Genomic DNA, 14,967 nt, shown 5'->3' on the forward strand with positions numbered 1-14,967 from the left:
CATATCTGTAGGAGCTGGCTTGCCAGCGATCCCGGACAACCAAGTCGGTCAGACACACCGCCTCGCTGGCAAGCCAGCTCCTACAGAGATTTGCGTTGTTTATAACGCTCGCTATCCGACAACGGAGGTCGCCCATGGCCCGTGTTTCCCTGCTCAGCCTGCCGCTGGCTGCCTCACCGCTCAATGGTCGGCGGCTCTGGCCAACGCTGAGCCAACGACTCTTGCCCTGGCTACTGCCACTCAGCCTGTTTGCCCTGTGGTGGCTGGCAAGCCGCAATCAGTGGATGAGTGAACAAATCCTGCCGGCGCCGTCGCTGGTCTGGAACAGCGCCGTTGAACTGTCCCAAGGCGAGTTATGGAGCCATTTGTGGATCAGCCTGCAACGCCTGTTCTGGGGCCTGCTCGCCGGGATCACGGCAGGTGCGATATTGGGTGCCGCGCTGGGTTTCAGCCGCACACTCGAACGCTTGGTGTTCCCGACATTCGCCGGGTTGTCGCAAATCCCGACGCTGGCGTGGATTCCGTTGTTCATGGTGTTTTTCGGCATCGGCGAAGTATTGAAACTGGTGGTGCTGATCAAGGCCATCGTGGTGCCGGTGACTCTGCACACGTTGGTCGGCGTACGCGATGCACAACCCAAGCTGCGTGAAGCGGCTGCGGTGCTGCGCCTGCCGCCACGCCTGCTGATCCGTCGCCTCGTCCTGCCCGCCGCACTACCAGCCTTCATGGCCGGCGTACGCCTGGCGCTGGCCGCAGGCTGGACCTCATTGCTCGCCGTCGAACTGCTCGCCTCCAGCGAAGGCATCGGCTACCTGATGGTCTGGGCGCGACAGCTGTTCATGCTCGACATCGTGTTCGTCTGCATTGTCGTGATCGGTTTGATCGGCGTGGCCATGGATCGCGGCATCGGCCTGCTGGACAGAAAACTGGTGCACTGGCCACATCCCGCCACAGCCGAAATCCGCAGAGGCCCGAAGTATCAAGGCTGGCAGCGCCTGCAGCCCTGGTTGCTGCCGTTGGTGTTGCTGTTGTTGTGGCAACTGGCGACGAATCAGCAATGGGTCGACGCCAACATTCTGGTCAGCCCGTTGTCGGTGCTGGAAACCACGTGGGACGGTTTGCTCGACGGTACATTAATCAGCGGCATGACCTTGAGCCTGGGTCGCACCTTGGGCGGGCTGTTGCTCGGCGGTGGTCTCGGTTTTGCCTTGGGCCTGTTGCTGGGATTGTCGCGCACAAGCGAACGGGTACTCGGCCCGACCCTCGCCGCGCTGCGTCAGATCGCGATTTTCGCCTGGGTGCCGCTGCTCACCGCATGGTTCGGCCTGGGCGAACTGGCCAAGTGGGTGTTCGTTGGTCTCGCTGCTTTTTTTCCGCTGTTCATCGCGACCCAACGCAGCGTCGCAAACCTCTCGCCGCAACTGAATGAGGCCGCCCAAGTGTTGCGCCTTAATCTGCGGCAACGTCTCCGCCGATTGGTATTGCCGGGGGCCGCACCTGGGATTTTCGCCGGGCTCAGGTTGAGCCTGATCTATGCCTGGCTCGGCACCATCGGCGCCGAATATTTCATGCCGTCCAACGGCGGCATCGGCAGTCAGATGATCGGCGCCCAACAACTGCTGCGCATGGATTTGATCATGGCCGGCATGTTGCTGGTCGGCCTCACTGGCGCCCTGCTCAACCTCATTGGCCAACGCCTGGAAATCCGCGCTACCCGCTGGAGACACGCATGAACGCACCCATCGTCAGCTTCAACCATGTAGGCAAATCCTTCGACGTCGACGGCTTTGAACTGGAGGCCATTCGCGAATTCAACCTGGACATCGCCGAGGGTGAATTCGTCGCCATCGTCGGTTCCAGCGGCTGTGGCAAATCCACGTTGCTGCGCTTGCTGGTGGGCCTCGATACGCAATTTCGCGGGCAGATCAGCGTCGATGGCAAAGCCGTCAGCGGCATCGGCGGCGAACGCGGCATCGTCTTTCAGGAACACCGTTTGTTCCCGTGGCTGACGGTGGCCGACAACATCGGCCTGGGCCTGGTCAACGAGCCCTTGAGCGCTGATGAAAAGCACAAACGCATCAGTGCCTTCATCGACCTGGTGGGCCTGCGCGACTTCACCCGCGCCTATCCGCACCAGCTCTCCGGCGGCATGGCGCAACGGGTGGCAATAGCTCGTGGCCTGGTGGCCAGCCCACGGATTCTGCTGCTGGACGAACCCTTCGGCGCCCTTGATGCCCTGACCCGCCAGCAGATGCAGGACGAACTGCTGGCGATTCGCGCGCGGGCAAAAATCACCACGATTCTGGTCACCCACGATGTCGAGGAAGCGATCTTTCTCGCCGACCGCGTGGTGGTGATGGAGCCGCGTCCCGGACGCATCAAAAAAGTGGTCGACATCGCCCTGCCCCATCCGCGCCAGCGCAGCAGTTTCGACTTCCATCAACTGCGCGAAGAGCTGCTGCACGAACTCACCAGCGACGACCACTACCAACCGCCGGTGCCGGTGCAGGTGCGTGATTTGCCGCTGTCCTTCATTGCCTGCTGAACAGGAGATTCTTGATGCCGCAACGTCCCAACTTTCTGGTGATCCTGGCCGATGACCTGGGCTTTTCCGATCTCGGCGCATTCGGCGGCGAAATCAGTACGCCCAACCTCGACGCCCTCGCCAACAACGGCCTGCGCCTGACCGATTTCCACACCGCGCCGACCTGCTCGCCGACCCGTTCGATGCTGCTGACGGGCACCGATCATCACATCGCCGGCATCGGCACCATGGCCGAAGCGCTGACCCCGGAGCTGATCGGCAAACCCGGTTACGAGGGGCATCTGAATGACCGGGTCGTCGCCTTGCCCGAGCTGTTGCGCGAGGCCGGTTACCAGACCTTGATGAGCGGCAAATGGCACTTGGGTCTGACCGCCGAACTGGCGCCCCATGCCCGGGGTTTCGAACGTTCGTTCTCGCTGTTGCCGGGTGCCGCCAACCACTATGGTTTCGAGCCGACCTATGACGAGCACACGCCGGGCCTGCTCAAATCCACCCCAGCGCTGTACATCGAAGACGATCAATTCATCGACGAACTGCCGAAGGATTTCTATTCCTCCGATGCCTTCGGCGACAAGCTGCTGCAATACCTCAAGGAGCGCGACCAGACCCGGCCGTTCTTCGCTTACCTGCCGTTTTCCGCGCCACACTGGCCGTTGCAAGCGCCTGCCGACGCGGTTGAAAAATACCGTGGCCGCTACGACGCAGGTCCCGATGTGCTGCGTCTGGAGCGCCTGGAAAAGCTCAAGGCGTTGGGGCTGATCGAGGCGGATGTGGAACCGCATCCACTGATCCAGCTCAACGCTCAATGGGACGCGTTGAACGACGAACAACGGCAGATTTCCGCGCGGGCGATGGAGGTGTATGCGGCGATGGTCGAGCGCATGGACTGGAACATCGGTCGCGTCGTCGATTACCTGCGCAAACAGGGGCAACTGGACAACACCTTCATCCTGTTCATGTCCGATAACGGTGCCGAAGGCGCGCTGCTGGAAGCCTTTCCGAAGTTCGGTCCGGAACTGCTGACCTACCTCAATCAGCATTACGACAACAGCCTGGACAACATCGGTCGCGCCAACTCCTACGTCTGGTATGGGCCGAACTGGGCGCAAGTGGCGACCGCGCCCTCGCGGCTGTTCAAGGCGTTCACCACCGAGGGTGGCATTCGCGTGCCCGCGCTGGTGCATTACCCGCAACTGCCGCTCAAGGGGCAGATCAGCCACGGGTTTGGCACGGTGATGGACGTCACGCCGACCATTCTCGATCTGGCCGGGGTGCGTCACCCGGGCAAACAGTGGCGCGGCAAGCCAGTAGCGGAACTGCGTGGAAAGTCGTGGCTAGGGTTTTTGTCCGGCGAAACGGCACAGGTGCATGACGAGCACACCGTGACCGGTTGGGAATTGTTTGGTCGCCGGGCGATTCGTCAGGGGCAATGGAAAGCGGTCTACATCCCGGGGCCGGTGGGGCCGGCGACCTGGCAGCTTTATGATTTGGGCAGCGATCCGGGGGAGATTCATGATCTGGCGCTGAGCCGGCCGGAGAAACTCAATTTGCTGATCGAGCATTGGCAGAAGTATGTGGATGAGACCGGGGTGATTTTGAGTGAGTCGCCGTTTCAGCCGGATTGAGGTGGTCTGACAGATCGCTATCGCTGGCAAGCCAGCTCCCACACTGATTTGTGCTGAACGCAGATTTGGCATTCACCACGGAAACTTGTGGGAGCTGGCTTGCCAGCGATGGGGCCCTCAGACCCGCACACCCTCTACGTTTTCACCCCGAACTTCCTCTTTACTCACAAACCGATTCGCCCGCCCAAACGTCCCCAAATCATTGAACCGCACCCCCATCTCCCGCATCACCTTATGCGCCACCGGCACGGTCAACTGGCGAATGTAAAACGGTTCCTTCACCACAAAATGATGAATCCCGTGGCTGCTGCCAAAGTTGAAGCAGAACGCCTGCAACGGCCACAGCCACCAGGCGTTCAGCACTTGGCACTGCTGCATCACGTTCCCCGGCTCGATGTCGCCGTAGTAGTGCATGTTCGAGCTGATGAAGTGCAGGCAGAACGTGCGCAATACGTTCGGGCCGATGATCACCACTGCCGCGATATCAATCACGTGCATCACCGACAACGTGGTCGCCGACCATTCGATCGGCGCGCCCAGCAGATAAGCGATGCCGTTCGCGGCATGGAAGCCGAGAAACACGTACCACGCGCCCCAATGCATCAGCGCCAGCGGCGCATAGACCTTCAGGGTGCGCTTGATGATGCTGAACTTGTGCGCCCAGGTCTTGGCTCGCAACATGCGAATGAACGCTGACATGATGTTGTCGCCAATCATCAGCAAGCGCGCGAAACCCCAAGGCTCGCCGTTGGTGATGGCGCGTTCTTCCATGTCGGTTTCGGAGCCGGACACCTTGTGGTGATTGAGGTGCAGATGACGGCGGATCCACGGATTGATGGTGCTCGGCCGCGCCAGCCAGACCAGGCCCATCATCAGGTTGTGCGGCACCCGCTGCTTGCGGAAGTACATGCTATGAATCAAATCGTGCTCAAGTTCGTGGGTCAACGAAGCGAAAAAAGCGTTGAGCAGCAAGCACACCCACCAGGCCATATAGCCTTCGATGTAAAGCACCGCCGAACCAATCATCCCCGCCAACGCGAAGGCCAGAATGCCCGCGCCCAAGGCGTCCTGGTGCGTCAGAACCGGGTAGCGCTGGCGCAGTTCGACGCCCTTGGCCAACACCACTTCGCGAATATGGGCTGATCGCTGAGCGGCATTCAGTCGCTGGGGACTTGCAGAAGTACCTTGCATGCTTCCATCCTCTGGTTATTGATGTTCGCATCCTGCCTGCTTCACCTACCCGAAGCGGTAGCCGAGAACGCCAACCTGTTGACCGGAAGCGCCAATCAGCATGACTGAACCGACCTCCCTCGCCAGCTGGACCCGCGCATTGCGCAAGCAACTCGATGCCTTGGGCTTCGACAGCACCAGCCTGTGCCAGCAAGCGGGACTCGATCCGCAGTTGATGGAAGACCCGAACGCGCGCTATCCATTGTCCGGCACCACGCGCCTGTGGGAATTGGCGGTACAGGTCAGCGGCGACCCGGCGATTGGTTTGCGCGTGTCACGTTTCGTCAGCCCGACCACCTTCCACGCGTTGGGTTATGCGCTGGTGGCCAGCGGCAGCCTGCGTGAAGTGTTCGAACGCATCGTGCGCTATCACCAGGTGGTCAGCGATGCCCTGGAACTGGAGCTGACCCGCACCGAGGATCGCTACCTTTTTTGCCTGAAAATCCCCTGCGGCAACCCGGCCCCGGCCTTTGAAGCCATCGATGCGTTCATGGCGATTTACGTGCGCACCTGTCGCAATCGCCTGGGCCGGGACTACGCGCCACTGGCGACGTACCTGCGGCGCCCGGAGCCGGCAGACGCGCATCAATGGCATAAAGTCTTTCGCTCGCCGGTGCACTTCGGCGCCGACGAAGACCGGCTGGAATTCGCCCTTGTCGACTTCGACAGTCACCTGGATGACGCCAACCCGGAACTGGCCGAGCACAACGAAACCGTGCTCAGACGCACCCTTGCGCAACTCAAGCCGCTGACGTGGGAGCGCAAGGTCCGCGATGCCATTGAAGAGCAACTGCCCGAAGGCGAACCCAGCGCCGAACACATCGCCAAGGCCCTGCACCTGAGCCTGCGCAGCCTGCAACGGCACTTGGCGGATGAAGGTTGTCGGTTCGATACGCTGCTCAACGAAAGCCGCGAAAACCTGGCGCTATTGCACCTGCGCGATCCGCAATGCTCATTGAGTGAGATCAGTTATTTACTGGGGTTTGCCGATACCAGCAGCTTCAGCCGCGCGTTCAAGCGCTGGACGGGGATGACGCCGGGGCAGTTTAGGGATGGGTTGCGCTGAGTTCTTCGCGGGACGTACCGGCCTCATCGCTGGCAAGCCAGCTCCCACAGGTTTTTCGGTTGACCATGCAATTGTGATTCACACCAATCACTGTGGGAGCTGGCTTGCCAGCGATAGCGATTGTTCAAACACCACAGGATTCAGCGACCCTGACCGCGCCGCAGCAACTTGCGCACCCGCTTCACCAGGTCACTCACGGCAAATGGCTTGAGCAGGTAGTCATCCTCATGCAACTCCAACCCGCGCAGGCGATCTTCGATGCCGTCGGTGGTGGTGAGAAACAGCACCGGCGTCTCACCGAGTTTGCGGATCTGTTGCTGCAACTGCCAACCATTAAGCCCCGGCAGCATGACGTCGAGGATGATCAACTCGTATGCGCCTTCCTCGATAAAGCGTCTGCCGTCCATTCCGTTGACCGCTACATCCACCGCAAAACTCGCCTCGCTCAGGCCATTGGCCAGAAGTTTGGCGAGTTCGGGTTCGTCTTCCACAAGCAACACACGCATGGCACACCTCGATTAACGTCAGCACAGGCTAGGCGCCTTCGCGGGTAAAGCCCACCTTTATTCCCCTGTAGGAGCTGGCTTGCCAGCGATGACGGCCTCGCAATCGCCGCGCATCTGAGGATTGATCGCCAGCAAGCCGGCTCCTACAGGTTTCGGTTCAAACCACAATCAACGCTCTTAACCGCTGCACATCCAGAATTTCAATCTCGCCATAACCCAACTTCAAAATTCCCTGCCCCTGCAAATCCTTGAGGATCTGATTGGTGGTCTGGCGTGACAGCGACAGCATTGAAGCAAGCTGCTCCTGCGGCAGTTGCAGAACGCGGCGCGGTTCGTCGAGTTCGCCGTAGCCTTCGGCGATCATCAGCAAGCGATGCGCCAGCCGTATCGGGGCCGGCATCAGGCTCAGCTGTTCGAGATTGATGAAGGTCAGGCGCAGTTTCTGACTCATCAGCAGCGCCAGTTGCCGCCAATACACCGGCTGTGCATCCAGCAACGCCAGCAGCGCGGTTTGCGGGATGTGCAGCAGCGTGCACGGGCCCATTCCATACGCATCGTGGGTGCGCGGCTGGCCATCGAACAGGCAGATTTCGCCGAACCAATGCGGCGCCTCCACCAGGCTCAATAACGCCTCTTTGCCTTGCTCGTTCACGGCGCCGATACGCACCGCGCCTTCGAGCACCGCGTACAGGCCACAGGGCTGATCGCCACGCTGGAACAAGCGCTGCCCCGCCGACAACCGCCGCACCTTTGCGGCGTCCAGCAGACTATCCTGTAGGGAAACAGGCAAATGGCTGAACCACTGACCGCGCAACAGGCGTGGACGCCAGACCTGCATATCCATGAAAACTCCTAGAGATTGTCGCCTGGCTGACAGAGCAAGAAGTGGCCCCGAGGCATGATCGTTCACCCTACAGGAGGAATAACAATGAAAAAAAGCCTCGTTGACCATCTGAGTCAATACGCCGCCTACCACCGTGACCCGCGCAACATCGCCACGCACTTCGTTGGCATTCCGCTGATTGTGGTGGCGGTTGCAGTGCTGCTGTCGCGTCCGCAATGGGCCGGAGGCTGGCTTTCACCGGCGATGCTGGTAGCGCTGGCCTCCGCGTGGTTTTACCTGCGCCTGGAATTACGTCTTGGGGTGCTGATGACCGTGTTGCTAGGCCTGTGCGTTTGGGCGGGACAAGTGTTGGCGCAGCAAAGCACGCTGGTGTGGTTGAGCAGCGGCGTGGCGATGTTTGTGATTGGCTGGGCGATTCAGTTTGTCGGGCACCACTACGAGGGGCGTAAACCGGCGTTCGTCGATGATGTGACGGGGTTGATTGTCGGGCCGTTGTTTGTGGTGGTTGAGCTGGCGTTTTTGCTGGGGATGCGGAATGAGTTGAAGGAGCAGATCGAGGCGCGGGCGGGGGGTGTGCGGGTTAATCCAAAAAAAGCGGCGGCTTGACCGGATCTGTAGGAGCCGGCTTGCTGGCGATAACGGTGCATATGACACACCGCGTTATCGTTCATCGCTAGCAAGCCAGCTCCTACAGGGATTTGTGTCGATCACCGAAGGCTGCGATCTTTTGATCTTAAATGTTCGCGACTTTCTGCCAGACCTTCGGCTTGAAGAACAGCGTCTCGCCCTTCGCCAACCCGATCAGGCTGTCGTGATCCTTCACCACTTCGGCCTCGATCAGATCGCTCTGCCCTTCAACCTTCAGCGTCACCCGCGTCGTCGCGCCCAGCGGACGGATATCCCGGACCTCGGCCGCATGGTGATCATCCAGTTCATGCCGCGACAGCGACACTTCGTGCGGACGGAACAACACGTGCTTGTCTTCGCCCAGGTGCAGACGGTTCGAATCTCCCAGGAAGTGATAAACGAAATCGCTGGCCGGATTTTCGTAGACGTCGCCCGGCGAGCCGATCTGCTCGATCACACCCTTGTTCATCACCACGATACGGTCGGCAACTTCCATCGCTTCTTCCTGGTCGTGGGTCACGAATACCGAGGTCAGGTTGATGTCTTCGTGCAGGCGCGCCAGCCAGCGGCGCAGTTCTTTACGGACCTTGGCGTCGAGGGCGCCGAACGGTTCGTCGAGCAGCAGCACTTTGGGCTCCACCGCCAACGCACGGGCCAAGGCAATACGCTGACGCTGACCGCCTGAAAGTTGTTCCGGGTAGCGATCCGACAGCCAATCCAGTTGCACCATGTTCAGCAGTTCGTGAACCTTGGTTGCGATCTGGCTTTCGCTCGGGCGCTGGTTTTTCGGCTTCATGCGCAGGCCGAACGCGACGTTGTCGAACACCGTCATGTGGCGGAACAAGGCGTAGTGCTGGAACACGAAACCGACGTTGCGATCACGCACGTCGTGGCCGGAGACGTCTTCGCCGTGGAACACGATATTGCCCTGATCCGGGGTTTCCAGACCGGCAATGATCCGCAGCAGCGTGGTCTTGCCGCAGCCGGACGGGCCAAGCAGCGCCACGAGTTCGCCGCTTTGAATGTCCAGGCTGATGTTGTCCAGCGCCTTGAACGCATTGAAATTCTTGCTGACGTTACGCACTTCGATCGACATGAATTCATTCCTCCGCGGCGCTGGCGCGCAGGCGGTTAATACGGTTTTCGCTCCACTGCTTCAGCAGCAGGATGAAGAGCGCCATGATCAGCAACAGGCTCGCCACGGCGAACGCGGCCACGTGGTTGTATTCGTTGTAGAGGATCTCGACGTGCAACGGCAAGGTGTTGGTCACCCCGCGAATGTGCCCGGAAACCACCGACACCGCACCGAATTCACCCATGGCCCGCGCGGTACACAGCACCACGCCGTAGATCAGGCCCCATTTGATGTTAGGTACGGTAACGTGCCAGAACATCTGCCAGCCATTGGCCCCGAGCAAACGCGCGGCCTCTTCTTCCTGGGTGCCCTGCTCCTGCATCAACGGGATCAGCTCACGCGCCACGAACGGCACGGTGACGAAAATCGTCGCCAGCACAATGCCCGGCAAGGCGAAGACGATCTGAATGTCGTGGTCCTGCAACCACGGCCCGAACAGGCCTTGGGCGCCAAACATCAGCACGTAGACCAGACCGGCGATCACCGGCGATACCGAGAACGGCAGGTCGATCAGCGTCACCAGCATGCTCTTGCCGCGGAACGAGTATTTGCTCACACACCATGCGGCGCTGACGCCGAACACCACGTTCAGCGGTACTGAAATCAGTACGGCAATGACCGTGAGCTTCAGTGCGGACAACGCATCCGGTTCGAAGATCGCGGTGAAGAACGCACCGAGACCATTTTTCAGGCCCTGGGACACCACGATGAAAAGCGGTAATACCAGGAACAGCGTGAATACCAGCCAGCACAGGCCGATCAGTATGCGTCGCGACGTCGCGCTGCCACGGCGGGCGGCGTTGGCCGAGGAGGCAGCTGCAATAGACGATTGGGACATGTTCGCGCCTCCTTATGGGGTTTCGATGCGCCGCTGCAGCAAGTTGATCAGCAGCAACAGAATGAAAGAAACCACCAGCATCAGTACACCGATGGAGGTAGCGCCGGTGTAATCGTACTGGTCGAGCTTGACCATGATCAGCAGCGGCAGGATCTCGGTTTTCATCGGCATGTTGCCGGCGATGAAAATCACCGAACCGTACTCGCCGACCCCGCGGGCAAAGGCCAGGGCGAAGCCGGTCAGCCAGGCTGGCAGCAATGCCGGCACCAGGATATGGCGGAAAACCTGCAACGGTTTCGCACCCAGGCACGCTGCGGCTTCTTCGACTTCACGCGGAATATCAGCCAATACTGGCTGTACGGTACGTACTACGAATGGAAGTGTCACAAAAGTCAGGGCAAGGGTGATGCCGAGCGGGGTGTAGGCGATCTTGAATCCCAAATCCGCTGCAAATTGACCGACCAGACCGGTCGGGGTGTACAACGCGGTCAGGGCAATACCGGCCACGGCGGTGGGCAATGCGAACGGCAAGTCGATCATCGCATCGATGATTTTTCGTCCAGGGAAGGTATAGCGCACCAGCACCCAGGCCAGCAGCGTGCCGATGATGCCGTTGATGATCGCGGCATAGAGCGCGGTGCCGAAGCTCAGCTTCAACGCCGCCAGCACCCGTGGCGCCGAGATGATTGCCCAGAACTGATCCCAGGTGAGTTGAGCGGCATGCACGAACATCGCCGCCAGTGGTATGAGCACAATCAGGCTGAGGTACACCAAGGTGTAACCCAGCGTCAGCCCGAAGCCGGGTATGACGGGGGAGATACGACGCGACATAAAAGTCCTTGGTTGAGAATGCGCAAAGCCCCGAAGATAAATCCGGGGCTCCTTGATAGCTATTTAAGATTACTGCGCCTGGTAAATCTGGTCGAACACGCCGCCGTCGTTGAAGAATTTCGGCTGCGCGGTTTTCCAGCCGCCGAAGTCTTTATCGATCGTCACCAGATCCAGTTTCGGGAACTGCTGGGCGTATTTGGTGGCCACATCCTTGTCACGTGGACGATAGAAGTTTTTCGCCGCGATTTCCTGGCCGGCCGGGCTGTACAGGTGCTTGAGGTAGGCTTCGGCGATCTGCTCGTTGCCTTTTTTCTCGGCATTCTTGTCGACTACGGCCACTGGCGGCTCGGCGAGGATCGACAGCGAAGGCACGACGATTTCGAACTTGTCGGCGCCGCCATCTTCTTTCAGGGCCAGAAAGGCTTCGTTTTCCCAGGCCAGCAACACGTCGCCCTGACCGTTGTTGACGAAGGTGATGGTCGAACCGCGAGCACCGGTGTCCAGAACTGGCACGTGCTTGAACAGGGTCTGTACGTATTCCTTGGCCTTGGCTTCGTCACCACCGTTGGCTTTCAAGCCGTAGGCCCAGGCGGCGAGGAAGTTCCAGCGCGCACCGCCGGAGGTTTTCGGGTTCGGCGTGATCACCGAAACGTCGTTCTTGACCAGATCGCCCCAGTCCTTGATGCCTTTAGGGTTGCCCTTGCGCACCAGGAACACGATGGTCGAGGTGTACGGCGTGCTCGCTTCCGGCAGACGCTTCTGCCAGTCGGCCGGCAGGGTCTTGCCCAGCTTGGCGATTTCGTCGATGTCACCGGCCAGGGCCAGGGTCACCACGTCGGCGCGCAGACCGTCGATGACCGCGCGGCCCTGCTTGCCCGAACCACCGTGGGACTGCTGGATCTTCACGTTGTCGCCGGCATGATCCTTCTGCCAGTACTTCACGAACTCAGCGTTGTAGTCCTGATACAGCTCACGGGTCGGGTCGTACGACACGTTGAGCAGTTCGTAATCCTTGGCAACCGCGGAACCAGCAAAAAGGGCGCTGGCCAGGGCGGCCAAAGCGAAATGGCGAATCGACGACATGGTGAAAGCTCCTGGAATTCTAATTGTGTTGGCTAGTTCTTATGGATTTCTGGAATCGCGGTGTCGGTTCATGGATCGCTCTCTGTAGGAGCTGCCGAAGGCTGCGATCTTTTGATCTTTCGCTTCAGCTCGGTTTGTTGCCCGGGTTCTGCAAGCGGAATTTTTCTTTGCGTTCGATCTGAACGACCTGGGCGTTGTGGACGGTGATTTCCACTGCGCCAAACCGCAGATCGCGCAGGGCGCTCTGGATTTCACGCAGGATGGTTGCTTCGTCCTGGCCGTCAACGCTACGTAGAGATGCGCTCATGGTGCTGCTCCTTCGACTGAGAGGTTGCCTGGCAGTGGCGGCACTGCTTGCGGCGTGAGACCAATAGTAGAGAGGCGCAGATATTCTTAAAAAGACTATTTAAGAATGTTTATATAACCAGAAGACATTATTTGGCGGGACAAGGGTTTGGGAGGATTTTCCTGCATTTCTGAAACACACACATTCCTGTGGCGAGGGAGCTTGCTCCCGCTGGGTCGCGCAGCGGCCCCCATCTTTACGCCTGCTGCGCAGGCGAGCGGGAGCAAGCTCCCTCGCCACAAATAAGAAGCAGATTACGCGTTCAAGCAATCACCGGCGCATGCATCCAGTCCAACTGCCCAGGCGGCACTGGCCGCCCAAACCAGTATCCCTGGCCGAGATCACAGCTTTGCTGCAGCAAAAACGCCGCTTGCTCGACCTGCTCGATCCCTTCGGCATGCACCTGCATCCCCATGCTTTTGGCTAGCGCAATGATCACCCGCACAATCGCCGCGTCGTCCTCATCCCACGGCAACCCAGCGACAAAGCCCTGATCGATCTTGAGCTTCTGCACCGGCAACCGCTTGAGCCGCAGCAGTGACGAATACCCCGTGCCGAAATCATCGATGGCCAGCCGCACACCCAATTCGCGCAGTCGATGCATTTGCTCCAGCGCGACTTCCGGATCTTCCATCACCGCGCTCTCGGTGACTTCCAGTTCCAGACAAGCCGGATCCAACCCGGTCTCACGCAACACCTGGGCGACTTGCTGGTACAACTCACGACGGGCGAACAGGCGCGATGACACATTCACCGCAACAAACGACAACTTCTCGCCAGCCTGTTGCCACTCGCACATCTGCTGACAGGCCTGACGCATCACCCAGGCGTCGATTTCGGCGATCAATCCGGTTCGTTCGGCCACGGGAATGAATTCTGCCGGCGACACCACACCGCGTTGCGGATGCGCCCATCGCACCAGCGCCTCGACACCAATCACTCGACTACTCAGAAGGTCGTGCACTGGCTGGTAGAAAACCCGCAACTGCTGCAAATCCAGCGCCCGACGCAATTCGAATGCAATTTCCACCCGTTGCTGGGCATGGGCAGTCAATTCTTCGGTATAGAGCGCATAACCGTTGCGGCCAGTGCTCTTGGCCTTGAACAGCGCCGAGTCAGCATTGCGCAACAATTGTTCGGCGCTGAGGGCATCGCTGGGGAACAGGCTGATGCCGATGCTGGTGTTGATAAACAATTGATGTTCATCGATCGGGAATGGCTCCTTCAAACCCTCGATGATTCGTTGAGCCAGCACCGCAGCCTGACCCGGCTGCGGGCAACTTTCGGCCAGCACCGCGAATTCGTCGCCACCCAATCGCGCCAGCGTGATGCCGGGTCCGAACATGGCATTCAGGCGCTGCGCTACCGCCTTGAGCAATTGGTCACCCAGGGTGTGCCCGAGGCTGTCGTTGATCATCTTGAAGTGATCCAGATCGATCATCAGCAACGCACAGCCGCGCTTGTGGACCTGCGCCGATGCCAGCGCCTGTTCGGCGCGATCGGTGAACAGCAAACGGTTGGGCAAGTCGGTAAGAGGATCGTGGTGCGCCAGGCGCATCAATTCGTGTTCGGAATTCTTGATCGCGCTGATGTCGGAAAACACCGCCACGTAATGGCTGCGCCGCCCCCGGTCGTCGTGAATGATGCGGATGGTCTGCCATTGCGGGTAGATTTCGCCGCTTTTGCGTCGATTCCAGATTTCCCCGCTCCACTCACCGGTGCTATCGAGGGTGGCAAACATGTCTTGGTAAAACACCGGCGGGTGATGGCCGGACTTGAACAGATTGGGCCGCTGACCCAGCACCTCTTCACGTTGATAACCGGTGATCTCCATGAAGGCGCGATTGACATGAACGATCAATCCTGCGTGATTGGTGACCAATACCCCTTCGCGAGTGCAATCGAACACGGCGGCGGCCTGACGCAAACGCTCACGATCTTCGCTGCGCTCGCGCAATCTGGCACCGACACCAAGGCACCGAAACAACCTCGCACGGGCAATGAAGATCAACCCGGCGCTTAGCACCACCCAGGCATAACCGTGGATCAGTTGCCAGCGCATTAGCTCGGCCGAGTCATCGAAGAAACTGTTCAATAAATAGTCACTGAGCTGTAGCCAGACCACAGCAAGCAACAGGTAAAGCAGCGCTGCACGCACGGCATCGCGATAGCTGGCAGACATAAGGCTGTCCATATCCCTACAAAAAAGACGGGATTATAGGTTAATGACACATCCAGCGACTCTTATCTGAAAGGGCGACTGGTTTTATCTGTGGGCTTAGTGATAATGC

14 protein-coding genes are annotated in these 14,967 nt (G+C 59.6%); 5 read left to right on the plus strand and 9 right to left on the minus strand.

Annotated elements, in window-relative coordinates; all coding sequences use genetic code 11:
• Window positions 1–134 precede the first annotated feature (134 nt).
• Genes KGB21_RS03225 through KGB21_RS03235 form a run of 3 tightly spaced genes read left to right on the plus strand, consistent with a single transcriptional unit; the run spans window position 135 to window position 4,170 of the window.
• Window positions 135–1,733: an ABC transporter permease gene (locus tag KGB21_RS03225; protein WP_223503518.1), complete on the plus strand. Its 1,599-nt coding sequence runs from the start codon at window positions 135–137 to the stop codon at window positions 1,731–1,733.
• Window positions 1,730–2,545 carry an ABC transporter ATP-binding protein gene (locus KGB21_RS03230; RefSeq protein ID WP_034148425.1) on the plus strand — a complete coding sequence of 272 codons (816 nt, stop codon included), beginning with the start codon at window positions 1,730–1,732 and terminating at the stop codon, window positions 2,543–2,545. Before KGB21_RS03225 ends, KGB21_RS03230 begins: the two co-directional genes overlap by 4 nt.
• Before the next feature lie 14 nt (window positions 2,546–2,559).
• A complete protein-coding gene (locus tag KGB21_RS03235; RefSeq protein ID WP_223503520.1) occupies window positions 2,560–4,170 on the plus strand; it encodes an arylsulfatase in 1,611 nt (536 codons plus the stop codon).
• A gap of 117 nt (window positions 4,171–4,287) precedes the next feature.
• On the opposite strand, the gene KGB21_RS03240 is transcribed toward KGB21_RS03235, so the two are convergent.
• Complete coding sequence (locus KGB21_RS03240) at window positions 4,288–5,361, minus strand: fatty acid desaturase (RefSeq protein ID WP_223503522.1); 1,074 nt, start codon at window positions 5,359–5,361, stop codon at window positions 4,288–4,290.
• A 100-nt stretch (window positions 5,362–5,461) separates the two neighbouring features.
• On the opposite strand from KGB21_RS03240, the gene KGB21_RS03245 reads away from it, so the two are divergent.
• Window positions 5,462–6,466 (plus strand): AraC family transcriptional regulator, encoded by a 1,005-nt coding sequence (locus KGB21_RS03245; RefSeq protein WP_034148422.1) that lies wholly within the window; start codon window positions 5,462–5,464, stop codon window positions 6,464–6,466.
• A 140-nt stretch (window positions 6,467–6,606) separates the two neighbouring features.
• Here the strand turns inward: KGB21_RS03245 and KGB21_RS03250 are convergent, their stop codons facing one another.
• Both KGB21_RS03250 and KGB21_RS03255 read right to left on the minus strand, forming a co-directional pair.
• Window positions 6,607–6,972, minus strand: coding sequence for a response regulator (locus KGB21_RS03250; protein WP_034148421.1), 366 nt, complete (start codon window positions 6,970–6,972; stop codon window positions 6,607–6,609).
• A gap of 157 nt (window positions 6,973–7,129) precedes the next feature.
• The gene (locus tag KGB21_RS03255) at window positions 7,130–7,816 is read right to left on the minus strand and encodes a Crp/Fnr family transcriptional regulator (RefSeq protein ID WP_034148420.1); all 687 of its coding nucleotides are present in this window, start codon (window positions 7,814–7,816) and stop codon (window positions 7,130–7,132) included.
• Between the two features lie 84 nt (window positions 7,817–7,900).
• On the opposite strand from KGB21_RS03255, the gene KGB21_RS03260 reads away from it, so the two are divergent.
• On the plus strand, window positions 7,901–8,422 hold the full coding sequence (locus KGB21_RS03260) for a DUF962 domain-containing protein (RefSeq protein ID WP_034148419.1): 522 nt from the start codon (window positions 7,901–7,903) through the stop codon (window positions 8,420–8,422).
• Between the two features lie 127 nt (window positions 8,423–8,549).
• Here the strand turns inward: KGB21_RS03260 and KGB21_RS03265 are convergent, their stop codons facing one another.
• The 6 genes from KGB21_RS03265 to dibA form a co-directional block, all read right to left on the minus strand.
• The gene (locus KGB21_RS03265; RefSeq protein ID WP_034148418.1) at window positions 8,550–9,539 is read right to left on the minus strand and encodes a sulfate/molybdate ABC transporter ATP-binding protein; all 990 of its coding nucleotides are present in this window, start codon (window positions 9,537–9,539) and stop codon (window positions 8,550–8,552) included.
• A gap of 4 nt (window positions 9,540–9,543) precedes the next feature.
• Window positions 9,544–10,416 (minus strand): sulfate ABC transporter permease subunit CysW, encoded by an 873-nt coding sequence (gene cysW, locus KGB21_RS03270; RefSeq protein ID WP_133840051.1) that lies wholly within the window; start codon window positions 10,414–10,416, stop codon window positions 9,544–9,546.
• Between the two features lie 12 nt (window positions 10,417–10,428).
• Complete coding sequence (gene cysT, locus KGB21_RS03275; RefSeq protein WP_034148416.1) at window positions 10,429–11,247, minus strand: sulfate ABC transporter permease subunit CysT; 819 nt, start codon at window positions 11,245–11,247, stop codon at window positions 10,429–10,431.
• A gap of 69 nt (window positions 11,248–11,316) precedes the next feature.
• Window positions 11,317–12,330 (minus strand): sulfate ABC transporter substrate-binding protein, encoded by a 1,014-nt coding sequence (locus KGB21_RS03280; protein ID WP_034148415.1) that lies wholly within the window; start codon window positions 12,328–12,330, stop codon window positions 11,317–11,319.
• A 124-nt stretch (window positions 12,331–12,454) separates the two neighbouring features.
• On the minus strand, window positions 12,455–12,637 hold the full coding sequence (gene oscA, locus KGB21_RS03285; RefSeq protein WP_007941032.1) for a sulfur starvation response protein OscA: 183 nt from the start codon (window positions 12,635–12,637) through the stop codon (window positions 12,455–12,457).
• A gap of 301 nt (window positions 12,638–12,938) precedes the next feature.
• On the minus strand, window positions 12,939–14,858 hold the full coding sequence (gene dibA / locus KGB21_RS03290; RefSeq protein ID WP_223503524.1) for a phosphodiesterase DibA: 1,920 nt from the start codon (window positions 14,856–14,858) through the stop codon (window positions 12,939–12,941).
• Window positions 14,859–14,967 lie beyond the last annotated feature (109 nt).

Origin of the sequence: Pseudomonas sp. GL-RE-29 (genome assembly GCF_019947275.1) — a bacterium.
GTDB classification, from domain to species: Bacteria; Pseudomonadota; Gammaproteobacteria; order Pseudomonadales; family Pseudomonadaceae; genus Aquipseudomonas; species Aquipseudomonas fluorescens_A.